The sequence below is a fragment of the Halopseudomonas phragmitis genome (genome assembly GCF_002056295.1).
Lineage (GTDB): Bacteria > Pseudomonadota > Gammaproteobacteria > Pseudomonadales > Pseudomonadaceae > Halopseudomonas > Halopseudomonas phragmitis.
The window spans coordinates 1,806,712-1,833,317 of the sequence record NZ_CP020100.1; the positions used below are offsets into that span (position 1 = coordinate 1,806,712).

At 59.4% G+C, this 26,606-nt stretch carries 20 protein-coding genes; 9 read left to right on the forward strand and 11 right to left on the reverse strand.

The annotated features are described in order from the left end of the window. The first annotated feature begins 11 nt into the window (after positions 1–11). The 6 genes from murC to lpxC all read left to right on the forward strand — a co-directional run bounded on the left by murC (position 12) and on the right by lpxC (position 6,734). Positions 12–1,427 (forward strand): UDP-N-acetylmuramate--L-alanine ligase, encoded by a 1,416-nt coding sequence (murC, locus tag BVH74_RS08320; protein ID WP_218189178.1) that lies wholly within the window; start codon positions 12–14, stop codon positions 1,425–1,427. After that, complete coding sequence (locus BVH74_RS08325; protein ID WP_080049606.1) at positions 1,427–2,344, forward strand: D-alanine--D-alanine ligase; 918 nt, start codon at positions 1,427–1,429, stop codon at positions 2,342–2,344. The genes murC and BVH74_RS08325 overlap by 1 nt, the downstream gene beginning before the upstream one ends. Positions 2,345–2,356: 12 nt before the next feature. Continuing rightward, positions 2,357–3,211, forward strand: coding sequence for a cell division protein FtsQ/DivIB (locus BVH74_RS08330; RefSeq protein WP_231705583.1), 855 nt, complete (start codon positions 2,357–2,359; stop codon positions 3,209–3,211). A gap of 20 nt (positions 3,212–3,231) precedes the next feature. Beyond that, positions 3,232–4,461, forward strand: coding sequence for a cell division protein FtsA (ftsA, locus tag BVH74_RS08335; protein ID WP_080049607.1), 1,230 nt, complete (start codon positions 3,232–3,234; stop codon positions 4,459–4,461). A gap of 74 nt (positions 4,462–4,535) precedes the next feature. Further along, complete coding sequence (ftsZ, locus tag BVH74_RS08340; RefSeq protein ID WP_080049608.1) at positions 4,536–5,711, forward strand: cell division protein FtsZ; 1,176 nt, start codon at positions 4,536–4,538, stop codon at positions 5,709–5,711. 111 nt (positions 5,712–5,822) lie between these two features. Next, positions 5,823–6,734, forward strand: a complete 912-nt coding sequence (lpxC, locus tag BVH74_RS08345) for a UDP-3-O-acyl-N-acetylglucosamine deacetylase (RefSeq protein WP_080049609.1) — start codon at positions 5,823–5,825, stop codon at positions 6,732–6,734. A gap of 94 nt (positions 6,735–6,828) precedes the next feature. On the opposite strand, the gene BVH74_RS08350 is transcribed toward lpxC, so the two are convergent. After that, on the reverse strand, positions 6,829–7,281 hold the full coding sequence (locus tag BVH74_RS08350; protein ID WP_080049610.1) for a DUF721 domain-containing protein: 453 nt from the start codon (positions 7,279–7,281) through the stop codon (positions 6,829–6,831). A gap of 73 nt (positions 7,282–7,354) precedes the next feature. Here BVH74_RS08350 and BVH74_RS08355 point away from each other — a divergent pair, with 73 nt between their 5' ends. The 3 genes from BVH74_RS08355 to argJ all read left to right on the forward strand — a co-directional run bounded on the left by BVH74_RS08355 (position 7,355) and on the right by argJ (position 12,557). After that, positions 7,355–8,275 (forward strand): M23 family metallopeptidase, encoded by a 921-nt coding sequence (locus BVH74_RS08355; RefSeq protein WP_080049611.1) that lies wholly within the window; start codon positions 7,355–7,357, stop codon positions 8,273–8,275. 149 nt (positions 8,276–8,424) lie between these two features. Next, positions 8,425–11,163 (forward strand): preprotein translocase subunit SecA, encoded by a 2,739-nt coding sequence (secA, locus tag BVH74_RS08360; RefSeq protein ID WP_080049612.1) that lies wholly within the window; start codon positions 8,425–8,427, stop codon positions 11,161–11,163. 176 nt (positions 11,164–11,339) lie between these two features. Next, positions 11,340–12,557: a bifunctional glutamate N-acetyltransferase/amino-acid acetyltransferase ArgJ gene (gene argJ / locus BVH74_RS08365; protein WP_080049613.1), complete on the forward strand. Its 1,218-nt coding sequence runs from the start codon at positions 11,340–11,342 to the stop codon at positions 12,555–12,557. Positions 12,558–12,762: 205 nt separating this feature from the next. On the opposite strand, the gene BVH74_RS08370 is transcribed toward argJ, so the two are convergent. The 10 genes from BVH74_RS08370 to BVH74_RS08415 form a co-directional block, all read right to left on the reverse strand. Then, positions 12,763–13,278 (reverse strand): GspH/FimT family protein, encoded by a 516-nt coding sequence (locus BVH74_RS08370; RefSeq protein WP_080049614.1) that lies wholly within the window; start codon positions 13,276–13,278, stop codon positions 12,763–12,765. Positions 13,279–13,364: 86 nt separating this feature from the next. Next, positions 13,365–13,787, reverse strand: coding sequence for a type IV pilin protein (locus BVH74_RS08375; protein ID WP_080049615.1), 423 nt, complete (start codon positions 13,785–13,787; stop codon positions 13,365–13,367). Beyond that, complete coding sequence (locus BVH74_RS08380) at positions 13,787–17,635, reverse strand: pilus assembly protein (RefSeq protein WP_155121701.1); 3,849 nt, start codon at positions 17,633–17,635, stop codon at positions 13,787–13,789. The genes BVH74_RS08375 and BVH74_RS08380 overlap by 1 nt, the downstream gene beginning before the upstream one ends. Before the next feature lie 18 nt (positions 17,636–17,653). Next, positions 17,654–18,229, reverse strand: coding sequence for a pilus assembly PilX family protein (locus BVH74_RS08385; protein WP_080049616.1), 576 nt, complete (start codon positions 18,227–18,229; stop codon positions 17,654–17,656). Continuing rightward, positions 18,226–18,987 carry a PilW family protein gene (locus BVH74_RS08390; protein ID WP_080049617.1) on the reverse strand — a complete coding sequence of 254 codons (762 nt, stop codon included), beginning with the start codon at positions 18,985–18,987 and terminating at the stop codon, positions 18,226–18,228. Before BVH74_RS08390 ends, BVH74_RS08385 begins: the two co-directional genes overlap by 4 nt. Further along, positions 18,984–19,502: a type IV pilus modification protein PilV gene (gene pilV / locus BVH74_RS08395; protein ID WP_080049618.1), complete on the reverse strand. Its 519-nt coding sequence runs from the start codon at positions 19,500–19,502 to the stop codon at positions 18,984–18,986. The genes BVH74_RS08390 and pilV overlap by 4 nt, the downstream gene beginning before the upstream one ends. Beyond that, on the reverse strand, positions 19,499–19,984 hold the full coding sequence (locus tag BVH74_RS08400) for a GspH/FimT family pseudopilin (RefSeq protein ID WP_177344522.1): 486 nt from the start codon (positions 19,982–19,984) through the stop codon (positions 19,499–19,501). The genes pilV and BVH74_RS08400 overlap by 4 nt, the downstream gene beginning before the upstream one ends. A gap of 154 nt (positions 19,985–20,138) precedes the next feature. Beyond that, the gene (locus BVH74_RS08405) at positions 20,139–22,526 is read right to left on the reverse strand and encodes a DUF6351 family protein (RefSeq protein WP_080049620.1); all 2,388 of its coding nucleotides are present in this window, start codon (positions 22,524–22,526) and stop codon (positions 20,139–20,141) included. A 116-nt stretch (positions 22,527–22,642) separates the two neighbouring features. Further along, positions 22,643–24,061: an aminotransferase-like domain-containing protein gene (locus BVH74_RS08410; RefSeq protein ID WP_080049621.1), complete on the reverse strand. Its 1,419-nt coding sequence runs from the start codon at positions 24,059–24,061 to the stop codon at positions 22,643–22,645. Positions 24,062–24,171: 110 nt separating this feature from the next. After that, on the reverse strand, positions 24,172–26,541 hold the full coding sequence (locus BVH74_RS08415; protein WP_080049622.1) for a DUF6351 family protein: 2,370 nt from the start codon (positions 26,539–26,541) through the stop codon (positions 24,172–24,174). Positions 26,542–26,606 lie beyond the last annotated feature (65 nt).

The following is a 26,606-nucleotide window of genomic DNA, read 5'->3' on the forward strand; positions in this document are numbered from 1 at the left end:
CCCTGCCGGAAATGCGCCGTATTCGCCGGATTCACTTCGTCGGTATCGGCGGGGTTGGCATGTGCGGTATTGCCGAGGTGTTGCTGAACCTGGGCTATCAGGTGTCCGGTTCCGACCTCAAGCGTTCGACCGTGACCCAGCGCCTGGAGAGTTTCGGTGCCCGGATCGATATTGGCCACCGCGCCGAAAATCTGGCCAACGCCGATGTACTGGTGGTGTCCAGCGCGATCAATCCGAGCAACCCGGAAGTGGCCGCGGCGATTGAAAAGCGCATTCCGGTAGTGCCGCGCGCAGAGATGCTGGCTGAGCTGATGCGTTATCGCCACGGTATCGCAGTTGCCGGAACTCATGGCAAGACCACCACCACCAGCCTTATCGCGTCGGTACTGGCGGCTGAAGGCTTGAGCCCGACATTCGTAATCGGTGGTCGTCTGACCAGCGCCGGGACCAACGCGCAACTGGGTGAGAGCCGTTATCTGGTGGCCGAGGCCGATGAAAGCGATGCCTCGTTCCTGCATTTGCAGCCGATGGTGGCGATCGTGACCAACATCGATGCCGACCACATGGCTACCTACGAAGGTGACTTCAGCAAGCTCAAGCGGACCTTTGTGGAGTTTCTGCACAACCTGCCGTTCTACGGCCTGGCGGTACTGTGTGTGGATGACCCGGTCGTGCGCGAGATTCTGCCGCAGGTTAACCGCCAGGTCATTACCTATGGTCTGAGCGAGGATGCCGATGTCCGCGCTGTGGATATCGAGCAAAAGGGCATGCAGACCCATTTCACTGTCTTGCGTGAAGGACATGAGCCGCTGCGGGTGTGCGTCAACATGCCGGGCGTGCACAACGTGCTGAATGCGCTGGCGACCATTGCTGTGGCCACCGACGAGGGCATCAGCGATGCCGCGATCGTCAAGGGCTTGACCGGTTTTGAGGGCGTTGGCCGGCGTTTCCAGGTCTATGGCAATTATCCGCTGTCTGACGGCGAGGTGATGTTGGTCGACGATTACGGCCATCACCCGCGCGAAGTTCAGGCGGTGATCAAGGCTGTGCGCGCCGGCTGGCCGGAACGGCGGCTGGTGATGATCTATCAGCCGCACCGCTTTACCCGGACCCGCGACCTGTATGAAGACTTCGTTCAGGTTCTGGCCGAAACCAATGCGCTGCTCCTGATGGAGGTCTACCCGGCTGGCGAGGAGCCGATTCCGGGCGCCGACAGCAAGCATCTGTGCCGCAGCATCCGTCAGCGAGGCCAGGTGGACCCGATTTATGTTGATCGTGACGCCGACGTGATGCCACTGCTGGAAGCGGTGCTGCAGCCTGGCGACATTCTGTTGACCCAGGGTGCCGGGGATATCGGTGGCCTGGCGCCGCAACTGGCCGAAGCCTTGAGCCGGCTGGGGCAAACCGTTACGGAGGGTAAGGCCTGATGGTTGACGTAAAAGCTTTGGGCCGTGTCGCAGTACTTTATGGCGGTCATTCGGCCGAACGGGAAGTGTCGCTCAAGTCCGGCAAGGCGGTACTCGAGTCGCTCAAAGGTGCCGGGGTAGACGCCTATGGTATCGATGCCGGAGACGATCTGGCGCAGCGCCTGATTGCCGAGCGCCCGGACCGGGTGTTCATTGCCCTGCATGGTCGTGGCGGCGAGGACGGTAGCCTGCAGGGGCTGCTGGAAAGCCTGAAGCTGCCTTATACCGGCAGTGGCGTGATGGCTTCTGCGCTGGGCATGGACAAGCTGCGGACCAAGCTGGTGTGGCAAAGCCTGGGACTGCCGACGCCGCCCTACGCCGTGCTGGCCGATGAGGCCGAGTGCGCGGCGATTGTCGAGCGCCTGGGTGCACCGCTGATCATCAAACCGATCCATGAAGGCTCGAGCATCGGCATGGCCAAGGTCGACAGCGAGGCCGCGCTGCGTAGCGCCTGGCAGTCGGCGCGTCAGTACGACGATGTAGCACTGGTCGAACAGTGGATCACCGGCGCCGAGTTCACCGTAGCGATTCTAGATGGGCAGGCGCTGCCGGCAATTCGGTTGCAGACCCCGCACACCTTTTACGACTACGACGCCAAGTACCTGGCCAATGACACCCAGTACATCTGCCCCTGTGGCCTGCCGGCGGACAAGGAAGCGGAACTGGCCGAATTGTGCCTGAAGGCTTTCAACGCCGTGGGTTGCCATGGTTGGGGGCGGGTCGATGTGATGCAGGACCAGACCGGACAGTTCTATCTGCTTGAAGTCAACACGGTGCCGGGCATGACCGATCACAGCCTGGTGCCGATGGCTGCTAAGGCTGCGGGCAAGAGTTTTACCGATCTGGTGCTGGCGATCCTCGCCAGCGCCCGGTACTGAGGAGTCTGTTAGATGTTGGGGCTGATGATCAGGGATCCGCGAGCAGGCAAGCCTGCGACTCGACGCCAGGCGTCGGGTCGTGGCGCCGTGCGCGTGACCCCGCCAGCCCCGCGCAGCCGGCCGCGGCTGAGCTTCAGCCTGCCTGCCATGAACGGTCTGGGGATGCGTCTGCAGCAGGTACTTTGGCCGTTGTTGCTGGTGGCCCTGGGCATGGGGCTGTACGAGTTGGGCAGTCGGCTGTGGCCGCTGGCCGACCGGCCGATTGCGCTGATCAGCGTACAGGGCGAGTTGCAGTACATCGACCACGACGCGGTGCAGGGAGTGATCCAGCCTTATCTGCAGGACAGCTTCCTGAGCATCAACCTGCGGGGCCTGCAAAGCGATCTGGCGGCCATGCCCTGGGTCGCCAAAGCGTCGGTACAGCGGGTCTGGCCGGATCAGCTGGTGATTCATCTGGACGAACAGCTGCCGGTTGCCCGCTGGGGTAGCAATGCGCTGCTCAATAACGAAGGGCGGGCCTTTGAGCCGGATGAGATCGCGAGATTTGCCGATCTGCCCCAGTTGAACGGGCCGCAGCGAGCCAAACAGCGGGTGATGCAGCAGTACCAGCAGTTCAATCGACTGCTGAGGCCCTATGGCCACGGTGTGGCGCAGTTGGAGCTGCGTGATCGCGGGAGCTGGTTTCTGACCACCCAGGACGGGATTCAGATTCTGCTCGGACGCGACAACGTAGTGGAGAAGATGCAGCGGTTTCTGACCATCGATCAACTGGTGTTGTCCGAGCGTCGGGAACAAATAGCGCGGGTCGATCTGCGCTACAGCAACAGCATGGCGGTGGCCTGGCGCACGCCGGCCAACGTGGATTAATCGGGGAGTGACACAGGCTTATGGCAAGCAAGCAGGGTAGCAGGATGATCGTCGGGCTGGATATCGGCACCTCCAAGGTGGTGGCGCTGGTCGGCGAGATCGGAGCGAACGGCGAACTGGAAATCGTCGGTATCGGCTCGCATCCCTCGCGTGGCCTGAAAAAAGGCGTGGTGGTCAATATCGAATCCACCGTGCAGTCGATCCAGCGCGCGATCGAAGAAGCCGAACTGATGGCTGGCTGCCAGATTCACTCGGTCTTTGCCGGCATTGCCGGTAACCACATTCGCAGCCTGAACTCGCATGGCATCGTCGCCATCCGAGATCGCGAAGTGGTGCCGGCCGATATTGATCGGGTACTGGATGCCGGCCAGGCGGTGGCGATTCCCGCTGACCAGAAGGTGCTGCACATTCTGCCGCAGGAGTATGTGATCGATAACCAGGAAGGCGTACGTGAGCCTTTGGGCATGTCCGGGGTACGCCTGGAGGCCAAGGTGCATCTGGTGACCTGTGCGTTGAACGCGGTACAGAACATCGAGAAGTGCATTCGCCGCTGCGGCCTGGAAGTTGAGGACGTGATCCTCGAACAGTTGGCCTCCAGTTATGCCGTGCTGACCGAGGATGAAAAGGAACTGGGCGTCTGCCTGGTGGACATCGGTGGCGGTACCACCGACATCGCCATTTTCACCGAAGGCGCGATCCGCCACACCTCGGTGATTCCGATTGCTGGCGATCAGGTGACCAACGATATCGCCATGGCGCTACGGACTCCAACCCAGTACGCCGAAGAGATCAAGATTCGCTATGCCTGTGCGCTGGCCAAGCTGGCTGGCCCGGAAGAAACCATCAAGGTGCCCAGTGTTGGTGAGCGCCCGCCGCGTGACCTGTCACGCCAGGCTCTGGCTGAAGTGGTTGAGCCGCGCTACGACGAGCTGTTCACCCTGATCCAGGCCGAGCTGCGCCGTTCCGGTTACGAGGACATGATCCCGGCCGGAATAGTCCTGACCGGCGGCACCTCGAAAATGGAAGGAGCTGTCGAGCTTGCCGAGGAGATCTTCCATATGCCGGTACGCCTGGGCGTGCCGCAGGAATTCAAGGGGCTGACCGATGTGGTGCGTAACCCGATCTACGCCACCAGCGTAGGTCTTCTGCACTACGGCATCAAACATCAGGGCGAGTCCAGTCCGGGCTCGGAGTCGAACCGCGAATCGACCCTTGAACGGGTCAAGCGCTGGTTCAAGGGCAATTTTTAAAGAAGCCCGCCTCAAGCGGGTCGTAGCAACGAAACGAAGCAATACAACGAGTACAAACTCAAGGAGATGGGACCATGTTCGAATTGATCGATAACGTACCGCAAAATGCAGTTATCAAGGTTGTTGGCGTCGGCGGCGGTGGCGGTAATGCGCTGCAGCACATGGTGGTGAACAACGTTGAAGGCGTCGATTTCATCTGCGCCAATACCGATGCTCAGGCACTGAAGAACGTCAGTGCGCGTACCGTGTTGCAGCTCGGCTCGGCAGTGACCAAGGGCCTGGGTGCCGGGGCTAACCCGTTGATCGGCCGGGAAGCGGCGATCGAAGATCGCGAGCGCATTGCTGAAGTACTGCAAGGCTCCGACATGGTGTTCATCACCGCCGGCATGGGTGGTGGTACCGGTACCGGTGCCGCGCCGATCGTTGCCGAAGTGGCGCGTGAACTGGGCATCCTGACTGTGGCCGTGGTAACCAAGCCGTTCCCGTTCGAAGGCCGCAAGCGCATGCAGGTCGCTGATGAAGGTATCCGCGAACTGAGCCAGCATGTCGACTCGCTGATCACCATTCCCAACGAAAAACTGTTGACCGTACTGGGTAAGGACGCCAGCTTGCTGGCTGCCTTCAGCAAGGCCAATGATGTACTGCTCGGTGCTGTACAGGGCATCGCCGACCTGATCATGCGTCCGGGTATGATCAACGTTGACTTTGCTGACGTTAAAACCGTCATGAGCGAAATGGGCATGGCCATGATGGGAACCGGTCACGCCAGCGGCCCGAACCGCGCCCGTGAGGCGGCTGAAGCGGCGATCCGCAGCCCGCTGCTGGAAGATGTCAACCTGATGGGCGCACGCGGCATCCTGGTTAACATCACCGCTGGTCCGGATCTGTCACTGGGTGAGTTCTCCGAAGTCGGTAGCACCGTCGAGGAGTTTGCCTCCGAGTCAGCCACTGTGGTGGTTGGTACTGTGATTGATCCTGAGCTGCGTGATGAACTGCGCGTGACCGTCGTAGCTACCGGACTGGGCAGTCGCGCCGACAAGCCGGTCAAGGTGGTCGACAATACCGCGGCTCCAGCTGCCACTCGCCAGGTGGAGAACAGCAGTGCGCCGAACTACCGGGATCTGGATCGTCCGACCGTCATGCGCAATCAGGCTCCGGCCGGCAATGCTGCTGCCGCACGCCTGAGCCAGCCGGCTGAAGATCTGGATTATCTGGATATCCCGGCGTTCCTGCGGCGTCAGGCTGATTGATTGGATCAATCGACGGCATAGGGCTGATTGGTATTCAACGGAGGCATGCTTTGCTATCATGCACGCCAATTGTTGAAAATTATTCGCAACTAAGCGGAAGCCAGGTCACACATGATCAGACAGCGCACACTGAAGAACGTAATCCGGGCCACCGGTGTGGGCCTACATTCGGGTGAGAAGGTTTATCTCACCCTGAAACCGGCTCCTGTGGACACCGGGATTGTGTTCTGCCGGACCGATCTCGACCCTATGGTCGAGATCCCGGCGCGTGCCGAGTTTGTGGGTGAAACCACCATGTCCACCACCCTGGTAAAGGATGGTGCCAAGGTGGATACCGTCGAGCACCTGTTGTCGGCCATGGCCGGCCTGGGCATCGACAACGCCTATGTTGAACTGAGTGCTCCGGAAGTGCCGATCATGGATGGCAGTGCCGGTCCGTTCGTGTTCCTGATCCAGTCCGCTGGTATTGAGGAGCAGGACGCGCCCAAGCAGTTCATTCGGATCAAGCGCGAAATCAGCGTGGAAGAGCCGGGCAAGCGTGCCACCTTCGTACCTTTCGAGGGCTTCAAGGTGTCCTTTGCCATTGATTTCGATCACCCGGTATTTCGTGGCCGCAGCCAGTTTGCCAGCGTCGATTTTTCCAGTACCTCGTTCGTCAAGGAAGTCAGCCGGGCCCGGACCTTTGGGTTCATGCGCGATATCGAATACCTGCGCTCGCAGAATCTGGCGCTGGGCGGCAGTGTCGATAACGCCATCGTGGTTGACGAGTACCGGGTTCTGAACGAAGACGGCCTGCGTTACGAAGACGAATTCGTTCGGCACAAGATCCTTGATGCCATCGGTGATCTCTATCTGCTGGGCAAGAGCCTGGTTGGCGAGTTCCGTGGCGAGAAATCGGGTCACGCTCTGAACAACAAGCTTCTGCGTACGCTACTGGCGAACAAGGATGCTTGGGAAATTGTCACCTTTGAAGACGCCGGCACCGCACCCATCTCCTTTATGCGTCCTGCCGCTGCTGTCTGATAGAACACTCGTTTCGTTGTTTTGGACGGCTGCCTCGGCAGCCGTTTTTTTATTTATCAAAACCCTGTAATCGCAGTGGCCTAGGATCGGCTTGCTAGGACTCGCGATGGTGCCGCGCCAGACGCTCAAGCGCAGCTTTTAGTGCTGGGTCGCTTACCACTTCGGCGGTCTCTTCCAAGCTTTGAGCCGCCACGATCGAATGCTTCATTTTGTGAAGTGGTGGTGATTTTTTGACCAACGGCGGTTGTACCTTGCAGTAGATTTTAGTTAAGGTTGCGAATTCCGTGTAGACCTGCAATTGGCGGATCAGGCGTTTTTGTTGGTAACGCAGGCGTGTGGCCCAGTGGCTGTCGCTGACCACCAGACGCAAGACTCCGTCGCGCAGCGAGGCTACCCGGCAATGTTCGCGCGCCGCCGGCTCCAGTTGGGTTTCCACCAGGGCCTGGAGGCGCTTGACGGTACTGGCTCCGGCAAACAACCCCTTGAGGGTGGTATGGGTGCGAAGTAGATCGCCTGGACGGCGAGCATCCAGCGGAGTAAACGACATGACAGTGCCTGTGGAGTGATACACAGCGGTCATCCTAGCAGAACCGCGTATTTAGGTGTTTGGGGATTATTCTGTGAATATCATTATCTTGACCGGCCGCCACGGAGCGGCCCGGGCGTTGACCTTGAGTCCGCCCTGGGTGATTGGGACGGTACTGACCGTGCTGGCCCTGCCGATCATCGCCGCGCTATTGACCTGGAAAGTCATGGCGCCGACCACTGAAGTGGTAGTCAGTGCCCAGGACTATGACAGGGTCTGGCAGCGTACTCTGGACGAAATGGCCAGCCATTCGGCCAGTGATGAATCCCAGTCCCAGCTCGAGCGGATGACTCAGCAGCTGGCCCGGTTGCAAACCCGGCTGACCCGGCTTGATGCCCTGGGTGAGCGGTTGACCGAAATGGCCGAGCTGTCGGATGGCGAATTCGACTTCAACAGCGACCCTGGCATGGGTGGACCGGAGCTTCGCAAGGAATCGCTGCGCTACGAAACACCGGATGTCCAGACCGTGATCGACCAACTGGCTGAGCGGATCGACAATCGCACCCAGCAGCTCAAGCTGCTTGAAGAGCTGATGCTAAACCGCCAGACCGATGCCAATGCCCTGTTGGACTTCAAACCAGTGCAGGTAGGTCACATTTCCTCCGGCTTTGGCCGTCGGGTCGATCCGATTACCGGGCGCATGGCCCTGCACACCGGGCTGGACTTTGCCGCTCCGCGTGGCACCCCGATCTATGCGGTGGGTGCCGGGGTGGTGACCTTCTCCGGGCGCAATGGCGCCTACGGCAATATGGTCGAAATCACCCATGGTGGTGGTTACAAGACTCGCTACGCCCATGCTCATACGCTGGGTGTGAAGAAAGGTGATCTGGTTCAGAAGGGCCAGCAGATCGCCACAGTGGGCTCCACTGGCCGCTCCACAGGGCCGCATCTGCATCTGGAAATCTACCGCAACGGCATGGCGGTTAATCCGGCTCGCTATATTGCCCTGAAGTGATTCGGGGCCCCGCCTTCCCATATCGCGTCGATACCTGTCCGGCGGTTTATTGTGGCGCGATATTCAGAGTAGAATGACCCCTTTTATGTCGTCATGGCCGGATAATCTCAGCCGGCCCTGGCCTCCATCAAACGGAAATCAGGTCGACTATGTTTGCGCCTTTATTGAAGAAACTGTTTGGAAGCAAAAACGAGCGTGAGTTGAAGCGCATGGGCAAGATGGTCGCATCGGTCAATGCCCTCGAAGAAAAACTGAACGCCCTGAGCGATGAACAGTTGAAGGCCCAGACCCAGGTGCTCAAGGACCGGCTGGCCAAAGGCGAAACTCTTGACGATATCCTCCCTGATGCGTTTGCCGTAGTGCGTGAGGCGAGCAAGCGGGTACTGGGCATGCGCCATTTCGACGTCCAGTTGATCGGTGGTCTGGTGCTGCATGAAGGCAAGATCGCCGAGATGAAGACCGGTGAGGGCAAGACTCTGGTGGCGACCTTGCCATCCTACCTGAATGCACTGTCCGGCAAGGGCGTGCATGTGGTCACAGTCAATGATTATCTGGCGCGCCGTGATGCCAATAACGTCCGTCCGCTGCATGAGTTCCTGGGGCTGAGCGTAGGCGTGGTGGTGCCGTTCCAGGACCCCGAGGAAAAGCGCAAGGCCTACCAGTGCGATATCACCTACGGGACCAACAACGAGTTCGGCTTCGACTATCTGCGCGACAACATGGCGTTCCGGCTCGAAGACAAGTTCCAGCGCGGCCAGAACTTCGCCATCGTCGACGAAGTCGACTCGATTCTGATCGACGAGGCACGCACGCCGCTGATCATCTCCGGGCCGGCTGAAGACAGTTCGCAGATGTACATGACCATCAACAAGCTGATTCCCAGCCTCAAGCGGGCGATCCCGGCTGAAGAGGCCGAAGCTGAAGTTGAGGGTCATTACGTTATCGATGAGAAGACCCGTCAGGTCGAACTCAACGAAGAAGGTTTCCAGTACGTCGAGGATCTGCTGGTCCAGCAGGGTCTGCTACCTGAGGGTGACAGCCTGTACGCGGCTCAAAACCTCGGTCTGTTGCATCATGTGAATTCGGCGTTGCGGGCGCATACCCTGTTCCACCGTAATGTCGAGTACATCGTCCAGAACAACCAGGTCATTCTGGTGGATGAGCATACTGGGCGGACCATGCCGGGCCGTCGTCTGTCCGAGGGCCTGCATCAGGCCATCGAGGCTAAGGAAGGGTTACAGATTCAGGCCGAAAGCCAGACGCTGGCTTCGACCACCTTCCAGAACTACTTCCGTCTGTATGACAAGCTGTCCGGCATGACTGGTACTGCTGATACCGAGGCCTTCGAGTTTCGCCAGATCTATGGCCTTGACGTGGTGGTTATTCCTACCAACAAGCCGATGATCCGCAAGGACTATAACGACTTGGTCTATCTGACCATCGAGGAAAAGTTTGCAGCAATCGCTGCCGACATCAAGGACTGCATGGAAAAGCAGCGCCCGGTACTGGTAGGTACGGCTTCGATCGAGTCTTCTGAGGTGGTTTCGCAACTGCTGCAGCAGAAGGGTGTTCCGCATCAGGTACTGAATGCCAAGTACCACGAGAAAGAAGCGGAAATCGTTGCCCAGGCTGGTCGCCCTGGGGCCGTGACCATCGCCACCAACATGGCTGGTCGTGGTACCGATATTATTCTTGGCGGTAGCTGGGAAGCCGAGGTTGCCAGCCTGGAAAACCCGACTGAAGATCAGATTGCGCAGATCAAGGATGAGTGGCAGCAGCGCCACCAGCAGGTACTGAATGCCGGTGGTCTGCATATCATCGCCTGCGAGCGGCACGAATCGCGTCGTATCGACAACCAGTTGCGTGGTCGCGCCGGTCGTCAGGGTGATCCGGGTTCCAGCCGTTTCTACCTTTCGCTGGAAGATAATCTGATGCGGATCTTCGCCTCCGACCGGGTGAAGAATTTCATGAAGGCCCTGGGTATGGAGAAGGGCGAGGCAATTGAGCACCGCATGGTGACCAACGCCATCGAGAAGGCCCAGCGCAAGGTTGAAGGGCGCAACTTCGACATCCGTAAGCAGTTGTTGGAATACGACGACGTCGCCAACGAACAGCGCAAGGTGGTGTACCGCCAGCGCAATGACATTTTGGCCGCCGACTCGGTTGAAGAAACCATCAAGGCCATCCGTGCAGATGTGGTGGCTGACGCAATCAGCCAGTTCATTCCGCCCCAGAGCCTGCCTGAGCAGTGGGACATCCCTGGGCTTGAGCAGCATCTGGCCAGCGAGCTGGCGCTCAAACTGCCGATCCAGCAATGGCTCGACGAGGACGATCATCTGCACGAGGAAGGGCTGCGCCAGCGCATCCTCGATGAACTGGTTAAGGCCTACGCCGAGAAAGAAGAGATGGCCGGCGCCGAGGCACTGCGCACCTTCGAGAAACAGATGTTGCTGCGGGTATTGGATGATCGCTGGAAGGAGCATCTGGCGACCATGGATCATCTGCGTCAGGGTATCCACTTGCGCGGTTATGCCCAGAAGAACCCCAAGCAGGAATACAAGCGCGAGGCGTTCAACCTGTTCGAGCAACTGCTGGACTCGCTCAAGCATGACACCATTCGCATTCTCAGCCATGTTCAGGTTCGCCGTGAAGACCCGGCCGAAGAGGAGGCGCGGATGCGTCGTCAGGCTGAGGAAATGGCCCGGCGCATGCAGTTCAAGCATGACCAGAGCAGCGCGTTGGATGCCGCCCCTGAGGCCGAAGGCGGTGCAGCACAACCCGCCAGCGCGGCACCGATAACCCGTGACGGCCCGAAAGTAGGACGCAATGATCCTTGCCCCTGTGGTTCGGGCAAGAAGTACAAGCACTGTCACGGTCAGATCGGCTAAGGAACCACTGAAAAACTACCTGCGTTGGCAATACTGCGTTTTTCAGAGGTTTTAATCGGTAGGAGCGGCCTGTGGCCGCGAATGGGCTTTGCAGCCAGCGCCAGCAGTCGTTCACGTCTGCAGGACGCTCCTACCAGCTAGAATCAGTTGTTATTCATTCCTTTGGAGTCCTTCCCATGCCTGTTGGTCTCGGTCCTTTGCCTGTGTTGCATCCTGTTCCCGGTTTTCGTCTGGGTATTGCGTCGGCCGGAATCAAGCGGGCAGGGCGCAAGGATGTGGTGGTCATGGAAGCGGCTCCGGGCTCGGTGATTGCCGGGGTATTCACCACCAACGCCTTCTGCGCGGCACCGGTTACCCTGTGCAAGCAGCATCTGGCCCATCACCCACGCTATCTGCTGGTCAATACCGGCAATGCCAATGCCGGAACCGGCAAGCCGGGCATGCAGGCAGCGGTGCGAACCTGTGAAGCGTTGGCCGAGCTGGTCCAAGTTGGTCCAGAGCAGGTGTTGCCGTTCAGTACCGGTGTAATTGGTGAGCTGCTGCCGGCCGACAAAATCATCGCGGTATTGCCGCAGGCCTTGGCAAACCTGGCTGAAGGCAACTGGGTCGAGGCCGCCGAGGGCATCATGACCACCGACACCCTGCCCAAGGGCTGTAGCCGGCAGATCAGCCTTGGTGGGCAGACCGTGACCATTACCGGTATCTCCAAGGGGGCCGGCATGATTCGTCCGAACATGGCGACCATGCTCGGTTATATTGCCACCGACGCCAAGATTGCTCCGCCGTTGCTGCAGCGTCTGGTCAAGGAGGCGGCCGACCTGTCCTTCAACCGCATCACCATCGACGGTGACACCAGCACCAACGATTCCTGCATGCTGATTGCCACCGGTCAGGCCGATATGGTCGAGATCATCGACTACGCCAGTGCCGATTACCGGGCTCTGAGTGATGCGGTCAAGGGCGTGATGCTGGAGCTGGCCCAGGCGATCGTGCGTGATGGCGAGGGGGCGACCAAGTTCGTCACCATTCAGGTCAATGGCGGTGGCAATCAGGACGAGTGTCTTGATGTGGCCTACGCGGTGGCCCATTCACCACTGATCAAGACGGCACTGTTCGCCTCTGATCCGAACTGGGGACGCATTCTTGCTGCGGTCGGCTATGCCGGTGTGCCGGAATTGAATGTCGAAAAGATCGATGTCTATCTGGATGAAGTCTGCATTACCCGTCAGGGTGGCCGGGCGGCGGACTATACCGAGGAGCAGGGTGCCCGGGTGATGGCCCAGGAGGAAATCACCATCCGCATCGAACTTGGGCGCGGCCAACACAGTGAAACGCTGTGGACTACCGATCTGTCCCATGAGTATGTGCGGATCAATGCTGAGTACCGTACCTGATCTGCGTTCGTCATCGTATCGCTTAATGGATTGCCGCGGGCCTTCGGCCCTCGCAATGACAAGACATGATGCGGATACCCGGTGCCTGTAACCCGGCTCTCCTTTCCGTCATCGCGAGGCGCGCAGCGTCGTGGCGATCCATGCTGAGTCCGGCTGGAACAGTTGTGTAGTTCATACCCCAGCAGTAGCGACCGCAGGCCTGCTCCTACGGGCAATACTGCGCCTCGATCTGGCCGCGTTCCACCCGATGGCGGCCAACCCGGTTGAGAATTACACGCCGGCCCTCCAGCTCGCTACGGGCTGGGCAGAGGCGGAATGTTCCAGCCAGAAAACCACCGTTCAGCATTTCTGTCTCGCCCAGCGCGTTGAACCGCACATACTGGGCCAGTACCCCATTGGCGTGTATGCCTCTGACTCGGCTGGGTTTCAGCTCTCTGAGGAGCTGTTCGCCCGAATCGTAGCGGCCATTATTGTTGCTATCGAGAAACATCTGCCAACCCTGGCTCCAGTCGCCATCGATCGGGGCCAGAGTAACCGGGCGGTTGCGTAGAATCGCTTCCTGACGAGCAGCATTCAGACTGCCGGTCAGGTAACTGATGCTGCTGTCGAGCCGCTGGCGATCAATCGCTGCGCCAACGCCGGGAATGGCGATGGCCAGCAGTATGGCGGTCAGGGCAATGGCAGCCAACAGCTCAAGCAAGGTGAAACCTTGGGTGGGCATGGCATCTTCTTCCGTGAAATGAATACTGAAAATAAAAAAGCCGGGCTACGATCCTGTGCCCGGCTTGATGATAGATCAGTGATGGATCAGCGCCAGCATTCTTCCTGGGTTTTGCCCGAACCTGTGCGCCCCTTCTCACCTCTGGCGTTCAGGGTCAGGTTGCCACAGGCGCTGTCACCGAACTGCTGGGTGGCGGTCAGCGTATAGCCTCCGTCATTGGCAGCCTGGCCGACGCTGAGGGTGTAGTACTTGGCGTACTTGCTTTCACCCACGTTCAGTTGGCTGCGGTTGGTATCGCTGGTGACGTAGCTGTTGTTCTGGGCATAAAAGCGTTCCTGCCGTGCCGCAGCCTCCATCAGCAGCGCCTGGCCTTCAACCCGGTTGCCGCGCAGTACATGCTCGCGGTAGGACGGGTAGGCGATACTGGCCAGAATTCCGACGATGACCACTACGATCATGACCTCCAGCAAGCTGAAACCACGGTTGGATTTGATAGCGACCAAAGACATCAATTGTCCTCCAGGGGGATGACCTGCCAGCTCTGGCGGCCTTCAAGTTCGGGAGAGGGGCTGAAGCCAACCGGCGTCGGGTCGGCGCCAAAGATGGAACCATCACCCGAGAGCGCAATGCCGCCAGGGGAGTTCTGCTTGTAACCCGAGGCGACCAGGCCATCAATGGTATCGTTGGCATCAAAGCGGCCATCGGCATTGAAGTCCAGTGCCGGGTGGAAAGTGCGTGCTCCGGTTTGGGCGTTGAGCGCATAGATCCAACCGGAGGTGCCGTCGGCACAGGGGTCCTCGTTGGGAATCAGTGAGCTGAACAGCACGGTGTCACCACGTACCTCCATGCGGTTGACCATCATCTCGCCTTCCAGGGCCTGGCCCTGTACTCGCAGGTCGATAAACCAGCCCCAGTCCTGCACCCGGTTGTCATACTCTTCCTGGGCCGGAGTGGTGTTGTCCTGGTACCACTGTGGTGGGGTCTGGCTGACCACCCGCACACTATGTGTTGTGCCGTCGAAGCCATGCACCTGCTCGGCACTGATGCTTTGCTCATGCAGATTGCTACGGCTGATGCTGGGCCGGTCCGAGGTGCTGGTGGACTGTGCACGGGTCTTGCGATCCCAGATGCCGTATACGGTCATCGCTCTGCTGGTGTCAGGGGCTGCATCCTGGGTCTCGAAGTACTTGCCGGTGCCAAAGATCACGATGTAGCCCCGACGGGTTGGGTGGCGCACCAGTGACGGAATGGCGGTAATTGGCTGGATCTGGTTGCCGGCGTCATCCGATACCGCGCGAGCGGTATACAGCGGCTGGCCACCATAGGATATGGCAAAACTGGATGCCTGAACGTTACCCTGGACTGAACGGGCAAAGGGATCGGGAACCTCCTGATTGGTCGTAGTGGTGTTGATCAGGTCGAAGCGCCAGAGGTTGCCCCGCAGGTCGCCGGCATAGGCGTAGTCCACCACACCGTCGCCGTTATTGTCGGCACCGCGTACGCTGGAAAGGCCATTGGCACCACTGCTGCCGTCATCGACGACCAACTCTTTGAGCAGATTACCGTTCTGAATATCAATGACGAACAGCGAGGCCGCATCATTCTCGCTGTCATAGCCGTTGCCCAGCAGAATCCCCCATTGACCACTGTGCAAGCGGACGATCTCAGGCTCGGCAAAGGTATAACCCAGATTTCCGTAGCCTTGGGTCTGATTGCTGATCTCCCAGAGGAGCTGGACGTTACCCGGATCGGTAATATCCAGGGCGAACAGGCCCTTGCCGCCAGCGCGCAGGGTGCCGACCAGCACGGTACGCCACTGACTGTTGATGTACACATCGCGAACTACCGGAGTGCCATCGACAAAATAGCGGTGGGCACCGCCCTGGTAGCTTTGAGCCGTCAATCTTGGCAGGTTGGGCAGCACTGCACTGGGGATAAAGGCGAACTCCTCAGCCCCGGTCTTGGCGTTAAAGGCATGAAGCATGCCGTCGTTGGCGCCGACATAGACCAGCTCCTTGCGCCCACCGGTGCTTTCCTCAGCGTCTTCCGATGGAGCCCGGTTAGCTTGCTGGAAAGTCAGGTAATCACCTGGGCGGCCATCAATTCTGTCAGCCAGGTAAGGCAGGTAACTCGGGGTACCGACCACCACTGGACTGGAGTTGATGATATCGCCCAGGGGGCTGGAGCGGCGGCGGAAACTGCCATCGGAATCACCTTCCTTACTGCGGTCGCCGCGGATATAACTGGCTCGCTCGCCACCGCGATCATCGAGGGCGCCGCTCAGGCTGTCAGGGTTAGTGTTGAAGATAGTCCTCAAGTCACTGCTAAGGTTGTTGTAACTGAATGCTTGAAGGCCGCTGGCGCCACCGCCGCCAGCCATCATGATCGTGCGGCTGCCAGCCGCCGGTAGTTGCTCGCGGGCTGACCATGCCTGTTCCTGGGTGACTGCTCCGTTGGAGAAGCGCTTGCTGTTGTAACGCACCAGATCGCCACTCCAGTCGGCACTGTCATAAGATGAGTAGAACAGCCGGTTGGTTACGGTGAAGCTGTCGATATCCTGATCGCCAATAGAAGTGGAGACCCCGGGTTTGGCGGCTGTGGCGGTGCGCTCGGCGATACGGTTGAGAACACTTTCGAAGGCCTTGACCAGATCCTCGGGGCTATCGGCGCTGAAAAACTCGCCGCGCGAGTTGATTGCCGCATGCCATAGGTCATATACGTTGTTGCTGTTGTCGGAAGAAGCCGCAGGCCAGTTGACCGTGCCGCCAGCCAAGGCTTGATAACCAGCACCCTTAAAAGTGTCGCCGGTCCAGGGAATATTGGCGTTATTTAGAGCGCTACTCAGGCCAAGACCAACCATGAAGTTGCTCATATGCTGCCAGGTTGCCGGATTATTGCGAGGGTCCCAGTATTGGGTGCTGGCGTTGGCATTACTGTGGCGGATGTAGGGTTTGAGCTCATTATCCAGATTAGGGTTCAGGTCGGTAGCCCAATAATGCATGGCAACGTCGGCCAGCGTACTTTCGGTGCTGTCAGCAAAAGGTGCCAAGCTGCCGGAATATTCAGTTCCATCAGGCAGGGTAAAACTGTTGTCATCGGCTCTGTTTGGATGAGTAAAGCCGCTGTCCTGGTTCCACATGCCGTCGGTCATCAGAATATGAAAGCTGGGGCGGCAGGTGTAGCGCGGTTCGACCTGAGTCGATCCGGTAATGGGGTTGGGATTGTAAGCCCAGGCGTCGGAGTCGGTACGCAGAAACTCTCCGGCCCGAGTCAGTGAACCGCGTAGAGGCGTCCCGCCAACAAACTGGAAGCCGCGTAGCCAGCTGTAAAAATTGCCCTTGTGCTGATTGCCGAACGCCCGGAAACGGTTGTCCTGGCATTTGGCCGTGTTGTTGTTCGAGTTCAGGGTGGTGCAGTCAGTCAGGCCCTGCCAGGTGATGCGCACGGCGGCCGACATATCGTAGAAAGCCTGGTGGCTGGCTGAAATGGTGGCCAATCCGCGATCCCGATAGAAAGAGTACCAGATGGCAAAGTTCTGGCGTTCGTCTGTGCCATTCGGGCCAGAGGTATCACTGACCTGAACGATACGGTAGCAATCATCGTTGGCAATCGAGGTTGCACTGCATCCGGGCAGCGTTGAATCGAAAAGGTAATAATAGGCTTGTACTGGTTGGCGTGTCAGGTTGGCCCTTGCGGTGCGAGCACCGGAGCCACTGGTTTGCGTGCAGCGTTGAGAGCTACTTGTGTAGCCCGCACCAGTGACCTCACAACTGCCGCTTGCGGTTCGTCTTATAGTGTACCGCGCACCGCCTGGGGTGGTTATCGTAGTACTGGAGCCGTTTGTGAGTGAGACCGATATGTCATAGTCATTACTCGGGTTTTCCGCCAGCATATTACCAATGGTGGTCCCCGTGTAACTGGTGCAGCCAGACATGTTGTTATGGTTGCAGTACCAATCGACCCGGTAGTCTTTGCTCAGGTCTACCGAGCCTTTGCTGGTATCGAAGCCGTTGTGGTAAGCACTGGTGAAGCTGGTGCTGTAGGTGACCGGGGTGCCCGAGCTATTGACCCCACGCGGAATTTCATAGGTGACGTTGGGGTTGTAGTACAGCGGGTTAAAGGCTGATGATTTTGCTCTGACAGTATTGCGTGGACCGTTGTCGTCAGGCACCGATGCCCGCCACATACTGCGTGAATCATCCAGGGTAAAAATCAGGTTCGGTGCAACCGAGTCCACCAACATCAGTGGCTGCTGGCTGACATCCAGTGCGGCGGCATAGCTTGAAGCAGCATGCAGGTACAAGGAAAAGGCCAGAGTGCTGAGAGCCGTTTTGCGTGCGGCGCCAAGAGTTTTCATGGGTCGATCAGCCTTTTGTCAGTTGTATACGCGGGCGGTGGTTGAGCGCATGTGAAGCTCGCTGTTGTCGCTGGCGGCCCGGCTGTTGATTTCATAGCGGAACAGGCCAATGCCCATCAGCATGTTGCCGTATTCGGGGTTCTCGTTTTCCCCGGTGTCGGCTCCGCCAGGGGCGGGAATGGCATACCAGTTGATTGTTTCTGCGAAGCTGGTTACGTCGTCCGGCGAATAAACCTGGGTTTTGATGGAGTCAAAGAACTGTTGGTAGTCTGGGGCTCTGTTGATCAGACAGGGAGCTTCGGGCTGCAGGTTGTTTGGGCACTGATTCACGGCATTGAGCGGTCGCAGTGCGGTAGCCAGATCATAGGAGCCAGGGATTTGCCGGCGGGTGCCGATGGTCCGGTACTCGCCGTCGCGCAGACCGGCCTCGGCAGCATTGAACAGTTGTTTCTGATCAACCAGGTTGCCAGTGATCCGCGCTTCAAGGGTGACTTCGCGCATATTGGTGATAGCCAGGGTCGTAAGGATCAGCAGAAAGACCAGGGCGATGACCAGGGCAGCGCCGCGCTGCTGGTAATGGTGTGGTGTTTTCATCGTGTCAGATTCCTGAGGTTGACCGTACTTTCTGCGATCAGATAAAGCGCCCGATCCGGGGCGGTGGCCCGGCCGTTGTCGTACCAGGTGGCTTGCCAGCGCTGGTAGGCCGGGCTGGCGTTGCTATCGGCCAGGTTCTGCGCACGGCTTTTCAGCAGGGCGGAGTAGCGCACCGAACGAATGGTTTCACCGGCGGCAGGCGCCAGGGTGTACCTGGCGGCCTCACGGCTTTCTCCGCCACTGACACCAAACTCGAGCTTGAAGTCGACCAGGTTGTCGACAATGGCCACGCCGTTGCAGAGCAGGGCGCCATCAACCACCTGCAGACGCACAATGGCCGGCTCTGCCGGGTTGGTGTAGGGCTCATCGGCGGCATCCAGCTCTGTTCCGTCACAGGAGGCGACGCCTGGCACGTTGGGTTGATAGCGAATGCACAGGCGTTGGCTGGCGGCATGGAAATTGATCACCTCCCCGGCTGCGAATGTGCAGGTTCCGGCAGTAGCGGCCCGGAAGGTATTTTCGAAGGAGTCGTCGGGCCGGTTGCGATAGCCGACCCGCTGCAGTTCTTCCTCCAGAATCAACAGGGTGTAGCGGGCATTCTCGACATTGTCGGATTGACCCTGCTGGAACAGGTAGTTGCCCTTGTTGTCGACGTAGATCTGGGTGATACCCAGAATCAGCAGGCTGCTGATGGCAAGGGCGATCAGCAGTTCGATCATCGACAGTCCGCGTTCAGCGTGGTTGAAGTAGTTGTTCATATCTGGGTCCGGAAGCGATAAGTGCAGAACTCGGGGGTCGAGTCACCGGCTTGCGGGCACTCGTTGCCTACCGCCCGCCAGGCCAGTTGAATCTCAATGGCCGCTGCATTGTCATTGCAGGTGCCGGGGGCCGAAGACAGGCAGCTATAGATCTGATTGCCGAACTCGTCGGCCCCTGGTAACAGCAGGCGTACCTTGCGGGCCCAGCAGGCCAGTTGGTCGCCAACCAGAGTGGTAGGGTTGCCCGCTTCCAGGCAGTCGCCATTGGCGCTGGTTGGCAAGCTGGCGAACAGTGGGGAATCATCACTGTCAGCTTCCAGAGAGCCTGGGTTGGTGCGCACGATTTCCAGCAGCTCACTGGCCAGAATGACGGCCTGGGTGCGTTGAACTGAGTCCTGGGTGTACTGAATGGCCCGCCCCTGCATCGCTACCATGCCGAGGATACCGATGGCGGTCAGCAGTATGGTGATCAGAACTTCCAGCAGACTGAAGCCCCGCATATCTCTATGGTTCATGGTGTGCAACTCCCCAGGCTACCGCCTGTGGCATTCTGGCCTTTGTGGTGAAGGGTGGTGGAGCCACTGCCAGAGACGGTCAGTAGCAGCCCTGTACCGGCGTCATCATCGCGGCAGAAGGTCGAGCGAAAATCGGGGACGGTGGCGGTGCCGTTGGGGCGATAGCCCAGTTGGCTGGCGCTGGCGCGGAAGTCGACACCGCCCAGGGTCAGGGTGGTGGTGCGAAGCGGCTCTCCGCGCGCGCTGACCTCGATGCTGCCGGCGGCAGCATCGATGGCGACCTGTACGGGAACCTTGCGGATGACTGCCTCGCTGCGGGCGTATTGCAGCAGTGCGTTGAACTCTTCCGCCTGGGACTGAATGCGATTATCGCGAACCAGCGTGTTGAAGCCGGGAACGGCTATCACTGACAGAATGACGAGTAGTGCAATCACTATCATCAGCTCTACCAGTGTAAATCCCTTCGAACTTCCAGGTGTCATGATCAGCTCCATAGACCTTTTCAGCGGCAAAGGTACAGAGTTGATTAGCCAGGAGCACGGGTTGGGTGATGGGTGGTTGAAGAGAAGGGATAAGTGGTTTTGAATACGGCAACAGGCTTGGTAAGAGCGGCCGAAGGCCGCTCTTACCCTGGGGTTACGGGTTGGGTCGCCCCTGGTCGGGCTGGCTGTAATCGCATACCCCGTCAGGGAAGATTTCGTTTAGTCGTGCGACTTGGCCGGCATCTGGGGCCCAGCTCCCGTAGGTTCCATCGGTTATGGCCGTGGCGACCGGTTTGAGGCTGCATTTGAAGACGCTGCCTTCGATTGGTCCGCCAGCGACCATTCGCGAAGTGGTGTAGGTCGGGAAGGCCTGGGTACAGGTGCCGGCGCTCTGAGTGTCGAGAATGCCGTTCCATACATCATCGCCTGCGGCCATCAGTTCGCCGTCGCTGTCGAAGCAGCTATCCACCGCCTGAGCCGGACGGTTTTCACCAATGCTCTGATCCGGGTTGGCGCGGATGTTCATCAGCCAGTCATGCAGCACCTCCAGAGCCATCCATGTCTGGTCGAACTCCTGGCCTGGGCGCGGACGGTTCGGATCGCTGGTATTAGTGGGACGGGTATCGGTAAACCAGATCACCTGGTTGTCGGCATGCCCCATCCGGTTGATGATTCGCTGCCGGGCCGAGAACGACTGATGGCTGTTGTGCATGTCCAGTACTTCTTCCAGGTAGTTGCGCCAGTCGATCACTGGAATATCCAGCTGTCCGTCGAACACCATCCCTGAGCTATAGGCCGCCTGGATAGCCTGCAGGTCACCGGCAGTCCGGGGCGCGGGCGCTATGCCGTCCGGGCTCAGGTTCATATTGCGCATGCTCCAGGGGTCGAAGAGGCTGGGGTCTGCCATTACGTCATTGATGCTGCCGAGGAACGGAAATCCCTCCTGGACCATTTCATTTGGCTGTTTCCAGCCGCCGACAAAGGCATTCAGGTGCAGGAACTCTGCCGGGGTGATGGCGCCGTCGACCAGGGCCTGAAGGCCGTATTGAACTCCGACGTTGTCGTACAGCGTGCGCGGCTCGCCCTGATCATCGACACCGTAGATGTTGCGCAAGTCGTCGTAGTGGGTCCACTTGACGCTGTTCATGATGCCGGCGGGTTCCATCAATTGCTGATTGGTGACCTGACCGAACAGCGGGTTCATGACCAGCGGAGTCAGGCCACGCCAGGCCGGGATGCACTCGGTCATGCCGGGAGCGGTGGCATAGCCCAGCATGGTCTTGGCGCCAGCCAGCGGATCGGGGTAGTCATCGGTCGAGTTGAGGCCGACCAGCAGACTGCGGTTGGCGGTGGTCTGCCATAGCGGGTTGGTCCGGTCGGTGGCGTCCATATAATGCTCAAGCAGTTCGCAGTCACCGATATGAATGGTCTGGGTCACCATGTCCGGGTAGGCGTACTGGGGCACACCGGCGTCAATCAGGCCGGGATGATTCTGGGCGTAGACATATTGCTGAATGCCGCCGCCGGAACCGCCAATGGCGACGGTATAGTCTGGCATGCCGAAGCGCTTGACGAAGTGCTCCTTGGTCATCAGCGCTGCTTCACCGCCGACCTGCAGATTGTAGTGAGTATTGGTGCGGGTGCCGGTGGAATAGATCACCGCATAACCCTGGCCTAGCGCCTGGGGAGACAGCGCGCGACCGCTCAGGCGGCCCTGGGTGTGGCCAATGGCGACCCCGCCTTCGAAGTGAAACAGCAACCGGTCGTTCCACAGTTCTGTAGAGGCGCTGTCGGCGTTGTCGCCGAGACTGGCCAGGGTCGCGAAGCTGTAGATGAAGCGGTTGAGCGTGCCGACCTCGCGGCGCACTACAAAGTCCACTTCGCGGCCATCGGTCAGTGTGGTGGTTGCCATATCGGCCGGGCGGCTGCCGTCACCGGGCAGTGGTTTGTAGCTATTGTCGGTCGCCCGATAGAGAAACTCGACATAGGGTTCGATCATGCAGTCCTTGCTGTAGCCGATCAGCGTACCGCCCTCAAACACCGGGAAGCCGGCATTGTCGTCGGTATCGACCAGTGGCTGACGGCCCAGTTCAGTGGTGACGGTACAGACAAAGGGGTATTGCTGCGGGCCGGAGAAAATCGGGCCGCTGAGCGAGTGGCTGGTCAGGCTCAGGCTGTCCAGTGGGCCGTGCTGGGTATGGTGCAATTCAAGCCGGTTGTCGCCCGGCTCCAGCCCTTCGATCAGAACCTCCATGCGCCCAAGGCGGCTGATGGTCCGGCTAGGCTCGATCTGCTGGTCGTTGAGCCAGAACTCCAGTCGCTCCAGTTCCTGCTCAATCAGATCCGGATCGCCGAGAATGCTTACCAGCACATCCTGGCCGCTGACCTGATCGGCTGCGCTGGACAGGGTTTCCAGGTTGAAGTCGGGAATGGCTGGTTGCTGACGATTTGAGCTGGAACTGGAGCTGTTCAGGCAGCCACTCAGTGCCAGCGTCAGCAGGCTGATAGTGCCGGGTAAAAGATAGCGTCTAGTCAGTGACATGGGTGCGTCCCTCGTGTGGCCTGTATCTTGTTGTGGTTATGGCCTGACCCATGCTAGGGGGCGATGTGCCGACAAAACAGGTACAGATTCGGCGATTTGACTGGAACAGATGGGATTTAGAGCCGGCTGGCCAGTTTGCCGAGTGTAGCGATGGCCTGGCGGATGGCTGGCGTAACCGGGTGCCCAGCGTTGATACGCAGATAGTTGTAATGCCGTGCGCCGGCGGAAAACACATTGCCGGGGAAGATATGAATGCCGGCGGCCAGCGCCTGATCGAACAGCTGTCTGGAGTCTGACTGGCCCGGCAGCTTTACCCATAACACGCAGCCGCCGGCGGGCTCTTCTACCCGTGTACCAGCAGGAAAGGTGGCCCGTATCAAGGCTGCGGTATCACGGCTTTGCTGCTGCAGCTGTCGACGCAAGCGTTGCAGGTGCTGGGCATAGAAGCCGCTTTCCATCAGGCGCCCGAGCAGCAACTGTGGGGCCGAGGCGGTGGTAATGCTGCTGATCTGTTTGAGTTCGCGCAGCCGGTGGTGAAAGCGCCCAGGAGCAACCCAGCCGAGCCGCAGCCCGGGCATCAAGGTTTTGGAGAAGGAGTTGCAGTAGATCACCATCCCGTGCTCGTCATAGGCCTTGGCCGGCAGTGCCTTGTCAGCGTAAACGGTGTCGCCCCAGATATCGTTCTCGATCAGCGGAATCTGATAACGGTTGGCCAGGGCTACCAGTTTGCGCTTGCGCTCGGCCGGCATGCTGAAACCCAGCGGATTCTGGGCATTGGGCGAAACCAGACAGGCGCTGACCTGGCCGCGCTTGAAGGCCTGCTCCAGAGAGTACAGACAGATGCCGTCGCGGTAATGGGTGGGGATTTCCACCACCCGCCGTTGCAGTACATCCAGGGCCACCAGCGTGCCGTAGTAGGTTGGGGTTTCCACGGCCACGCTATCGCCGCGTCGGGTGACCGCGCGCAAAGCCAGCTCAATGGCTTCCATGCAACCATTGGTGACGATCAGGTCCTGTTCGGTGATGGGGACGTCGTACTTCAGACTGCGCCTAGCCAGTTGATGGGTAAACCGCGGATGGCCGTGTGGATGCATATAGTCCCAGGCCTCCAGCGGATGAGTCCGGGTGACCTCGCGCAGGGTCCGCAGTACCCTTTCAACAGGCATGCTGCTCGGGCTGGGTAGTGCGATACCCAGGCGGATCAGGTCCTGTTCGGCGTGGGGTTCCATGTAGTGAAGGATGTCCTCACTGAGCGAAACCTCTACCGGCAGCAAGGGGAAGTGTGCGGGGTGCTCGTTGTCCGGTTGGCGCGGCGGATCCTGGCTGACATAGACCCCGGAACGCGGACGCACTTCAATGAAGCCATCCAGCTCAAGCTGACGAAAGCACTGCATGATGGTGTTGATACTGACGCCGAACAGCTGGCTCAGATGGCGTATCGAGGGCAAGCGCTCGCCAGCGCGATAGCTGCCGCCGAGGATATGTTTGCGCAAGCGTTGACTGATGCTCTCGTACAGAAAGAGTTCGTGGGCCATGGGTGTATCGTCTCGGCTTCCTGCGGACGTGGGCCAGATTGTTGTTAGTGGCCTCAGACCCAAGAGTATAGGTGGGGTGAGTGCTGTGCGCCAAAATTGTGCGCTTTGGGTTAGTCGTGCGGCCTTCCCTGGTCTGGCTGGGTGTAATCACATACCCCGTCAGGGAAGATTTCCTTGAGTCTGGCGGCCTGGTAGGCGTCCGGTCGCCAGTGACCATAGGTACCATCGTTCAAGGCGGTGTCCACCGATTTCAGTGCGCATTTGAAAATCCCACCTTCAATCGGCCCGCCAGCAACCATGCGTGAGGTGGTGTAGGTCGGGAATATCTGGCTGCAGGCTCCGGGAGGCTGGTCGTCGAGCTTGCCGGCCCAGACGTCGTCGCCGGCGGCGATCAGAGCGCCGTCGGCGTCAAAGCAGCTGTCGAGCGCATTGGCCGGGCGGTTCTCGGCGATACTCAGGTGCGGGTTGGCGCGGATGTTCATCAGCCACTCATGCAGCACTTCCAGGGCCAGCCAGGTGTGATTGGCTTCCTTGTTGGCGCGCGGTCGCAGTGGATTGCTGATGTCGGTGGGCCGGGTATCGGTGAACCAGATCAACTGGTGATCGGCGTGCCCCATTCGGTTGATGATCCGTTGCCGGGCAGAGAACGATTGATGGCTGTTGTGCATGTCCAGCACATCTTCAAGGTAATGCCGCCAGTCGATCAGCGGGATATCCAGCTGGCCTTCGAATACCAGGCCGGATCGGTAAGCTGCTCGAATGGCTTCGGGATCGCCCACAGTGCGGGGCGCCGGGGTGATGTGGTCCGGGCTCAGGGTCATATTGCGCCGGCTCCAGGCATCGAAGCGGCGGCTGGGGGATGCCAGTACATGGGGTAGTGAGCCGATAAACGGGTAACCCTCCTGAACCATATCCGCTGGCCGCTTCCAGCCGCCGACCAAAGCGTTGAGACGGAGAAACTCTTCCGGTGTGATCTTGCCGTCGGTCAGGGCGCGCAGGCCGTATTGCACACCAACATTGTCATACAGGGTACGGGGTTCGCCTTGTTCATCCACGCCGTAGATGTTGCGCAGGTCCTGATAGTGGGTCCAGCGTACCGTTGACATCAGTTTTTCTGGCTGCATCAGCTCCTGATTGCGGGCCCGCCCATAGTGTGGGTTAAGGACCAGAGGGGTGAGGCCGCGCCAGCCGGGGACGCATTCGCTCATGCCGGGTGCACTGGAGTAGCCCAGCAATAGCTTGCCGAGAGCGAAAGGATCGAGGAAGTGCGCAACGGCATTGAGCCCGACCAGCAGGCTGCGGTTGGTGGTGGTGCGCCAGCGCCGATTGTTCTTGTCGGTTACGTCCATGAAGTGTTCCAGCAATTCACAATCCAGGCCGTGAATCATCTGGGTGACCATGTCCGGGTAGGCGTACTGTGGTACGCCGGCATCGATCAGGCCGGGATGGTTCTGAGCGTAGATGTATTGCTGGATGCCGCCACCGGAGCCGCCAATGGCTACGGTGTAGTCAGGAACCCCAAAGCGCTTGATAAAGTGCTCCTTGGTCATTAGCGCGGTTTCGCCGCCCAGTTGCAGGTTGTAGTGTGTGCTGGTACGGGTGCCGCTGGAGTAAATCACCGCATAACCCAGGCCCAGCGCCTCCGGCTCGAGCGAGCGGCGGGTTACCCGTCCCTGGCTATGGCCGACCCCCACGCCACCTTCGAAGTGAAACAGCAGACGGCCGTTCCATAGATCGGTTGAAAGCCCGGATGGCGCATCCTCGAAGTGCGCCAGAGTGGCAAAACTGTAGATGAAACGGTTGATGGTGCCGATCTCCCGGCGCACGATGAAGTCCACTTCGCGGCCATCGGTCAGAACCGTGGTGGCAACATCCTCTGGGTAGCTGCCATCCTCTGGCAGGGGTTGATAGCGGCCTTCGGTAGTGCGATAGAGCCAGTCGACATAGGCCTCAATCATGCAATCGTTGCTATAGCCGACTAGTGCCCCGGTGTCGTCGTGCACAGGAAAACCCGGCGGCTGGTCGCTATCGACCAGAGGCTGGCGCTCCAGCTCGCTGGTTACGGTGCAGACGAAAGGAAACTGCTGGGGGCCGGAGAAAATAGGGCCGCTCAACGGATAGCTGGTCAAGGTCAGTTCATGCAGTTGTCCCAGCCGCTGATGGTGCAGCTCCAGTTGATTGCGACCGATGTTCAGGCCGTCGATCAGCACTTCCAGTCGGCCATCGCGTTGGGTCAGGCGCAGAGGCTGGACAGGGTGCTGGTTGACGCGAAACTCAAGGTTTCCAAGGGCTCGCTGTAACAGTTCGGGGTCGCCCTCCAGACCCAGCAGAACATCGCTGCCGCTGATCTGATCGGGGGCGCTGGACAGGACGCTCAGGCTGATCTGGCTGGCGTTCGTGGGAGTGTCGGCCCATGACTGGGATACCAGGCTCAATCCCAGGATGCCGAGTGCTACAGCAAACCCGTGGCGTGACATCATCGAACGCCCTCCCTTTCCTGGCCCTATAACGACTATAGGCAAGGCGCCATACTGATGCCATATTC

Excerpts from the sequence above, each read along its gene's own strand:
- lpxC (WP_080049609.1), top strand. The coding sequence starts at position 5,823 with ATGATCAGACAGCGCACACTGAAGAACGTAATCCGGGCCACCGGTGTG.
- BVH74_RS08375 (WP_080049615.1), bottom strand. The coding sequence starts at position 13,787 with ATGTCTTTGGTCGCTATCAAATCCAACCGTGGTTTCAGCTTGCTGGAG.
- BVH74_RS08405 (WP_080049620.1), bottom strand. The coding sequence starts at position 22,526 with ATGTCACTGACTAGACGCTATCTTTTACCCGGCACTATCAGCCTGCTG.
- secA (WP_080049612.1), top strand. The coding sequence starts at position 8,425 with ATGTTTGCGCCTTTATTGAAGAAACTGTTTGGAAGCAAAAACGAGCGT.
- BVH74_RS08415 (WP_080049622.1), bottom strand. The coding sequence starts at position 26,541 with ATGATGTCACGCCACGGGTTTGCTGTAGCACTCGGCATCCTGGGATTG.
- murC (WP_218189178.1), top strand. The coding sequence starts at position 12 with ATGCGCCGTATTCGCCGGATTCACTTCGTCGGTATCGGCGGGGTTGGC.
- BVH74_RS08385 (WP_080049616.1), bottom strand. The coding sequence starts at position 18,229 with ATGAAAACACCACACCATTACCAGCAGCGCGGCGCTGCCCTGGTCATC.
- BVH74_RS08390 (WP_080049617.1), bottom strand. The coding sequence starts at position 18,987 with ATGAACAACTACTTCAACCACGCTGAACGCGGACTGTCGATGATCGAA.
- BVH74_RS08380 (WP_155121701.1), bottom strand. The coding sequence starts at position 17,635 with ATGAAAACTCTTGGCGCCGCACGCAAAACGGCTCTCAGCACTCTGGCC.
- BVH74_RS08330 (WP_231705583.1), top strand. The coding sequence starts at position 2,357 with ATGTTGGGGCTGATGATCAGGGATCCGCGAGCAGGCAAGCCTGCGACT.
- pilV (WP_080049618.1), bottom strand. The coding sequence starts at position 19,502 with ATGAACCATAGAGATATGCGGGGCTTCAGTCTGCTGGAAGTTCTGATC.
- ftsZ (WP_080049608.1), top strand. The coding sequence starts at position 4,536 with ATGTTCGAATTGATCGATAACGTACCGCAAAATGCAGTTATCAAGGTT.
- ftsA (WP_080049607.1), top strand. The coding sequence starts at position 3,232 with ATGGCAAGCAAGCAGGGTAGCAGGATGATCGTCGGGCTGGATATCGGC.
- BVH74_RS08400 (WP_177344522.1), bottom strand. The coding sequence starts at position 19,984 with ATGACACCTGGAAGTTCGAAGGGATTTACACTGGTAGAGCTGATGATA.
- BVH74_RS08350 (WP_080049610.1), bottom strand. The coding sequence starts at position 7,281 with ATGTCGTTTACTCCGCTGGATGCTCGCCGTCCAGGCGATCTACTTCGC.
- BVH74_RS08370 (WP_080049614.1), bottom strand. The coding sequence starts at position 13,278 with ATGCCCACCCAAGGTTTCACCTTGCTTGAGCTGTTGGCTGCCATTGCC.
- BVH74_RS08410 (WP_080049621.1), bottom strand. The coding sequence starts at position 24,061 with ATGGCCCACGAACTCTTTCTGTACGAGAGCATCAGTCAACGCTTGCGC.
- BVH74_RS08325 (WP_080049606.1), top strand. The coding sequence starts at position 1,427 with ATGGTTGACGTAAAAGCTTTGGGCCGTGTCGCAGTACTTTATGGCGGT.
- argJ (WP_080049613.1), top strand. The coding sequence starts at position 11,340 with ATGCCTGTTGGTCTCGGTCCTTTGCCTGTGTTGCATCCTGTTCCCGGT.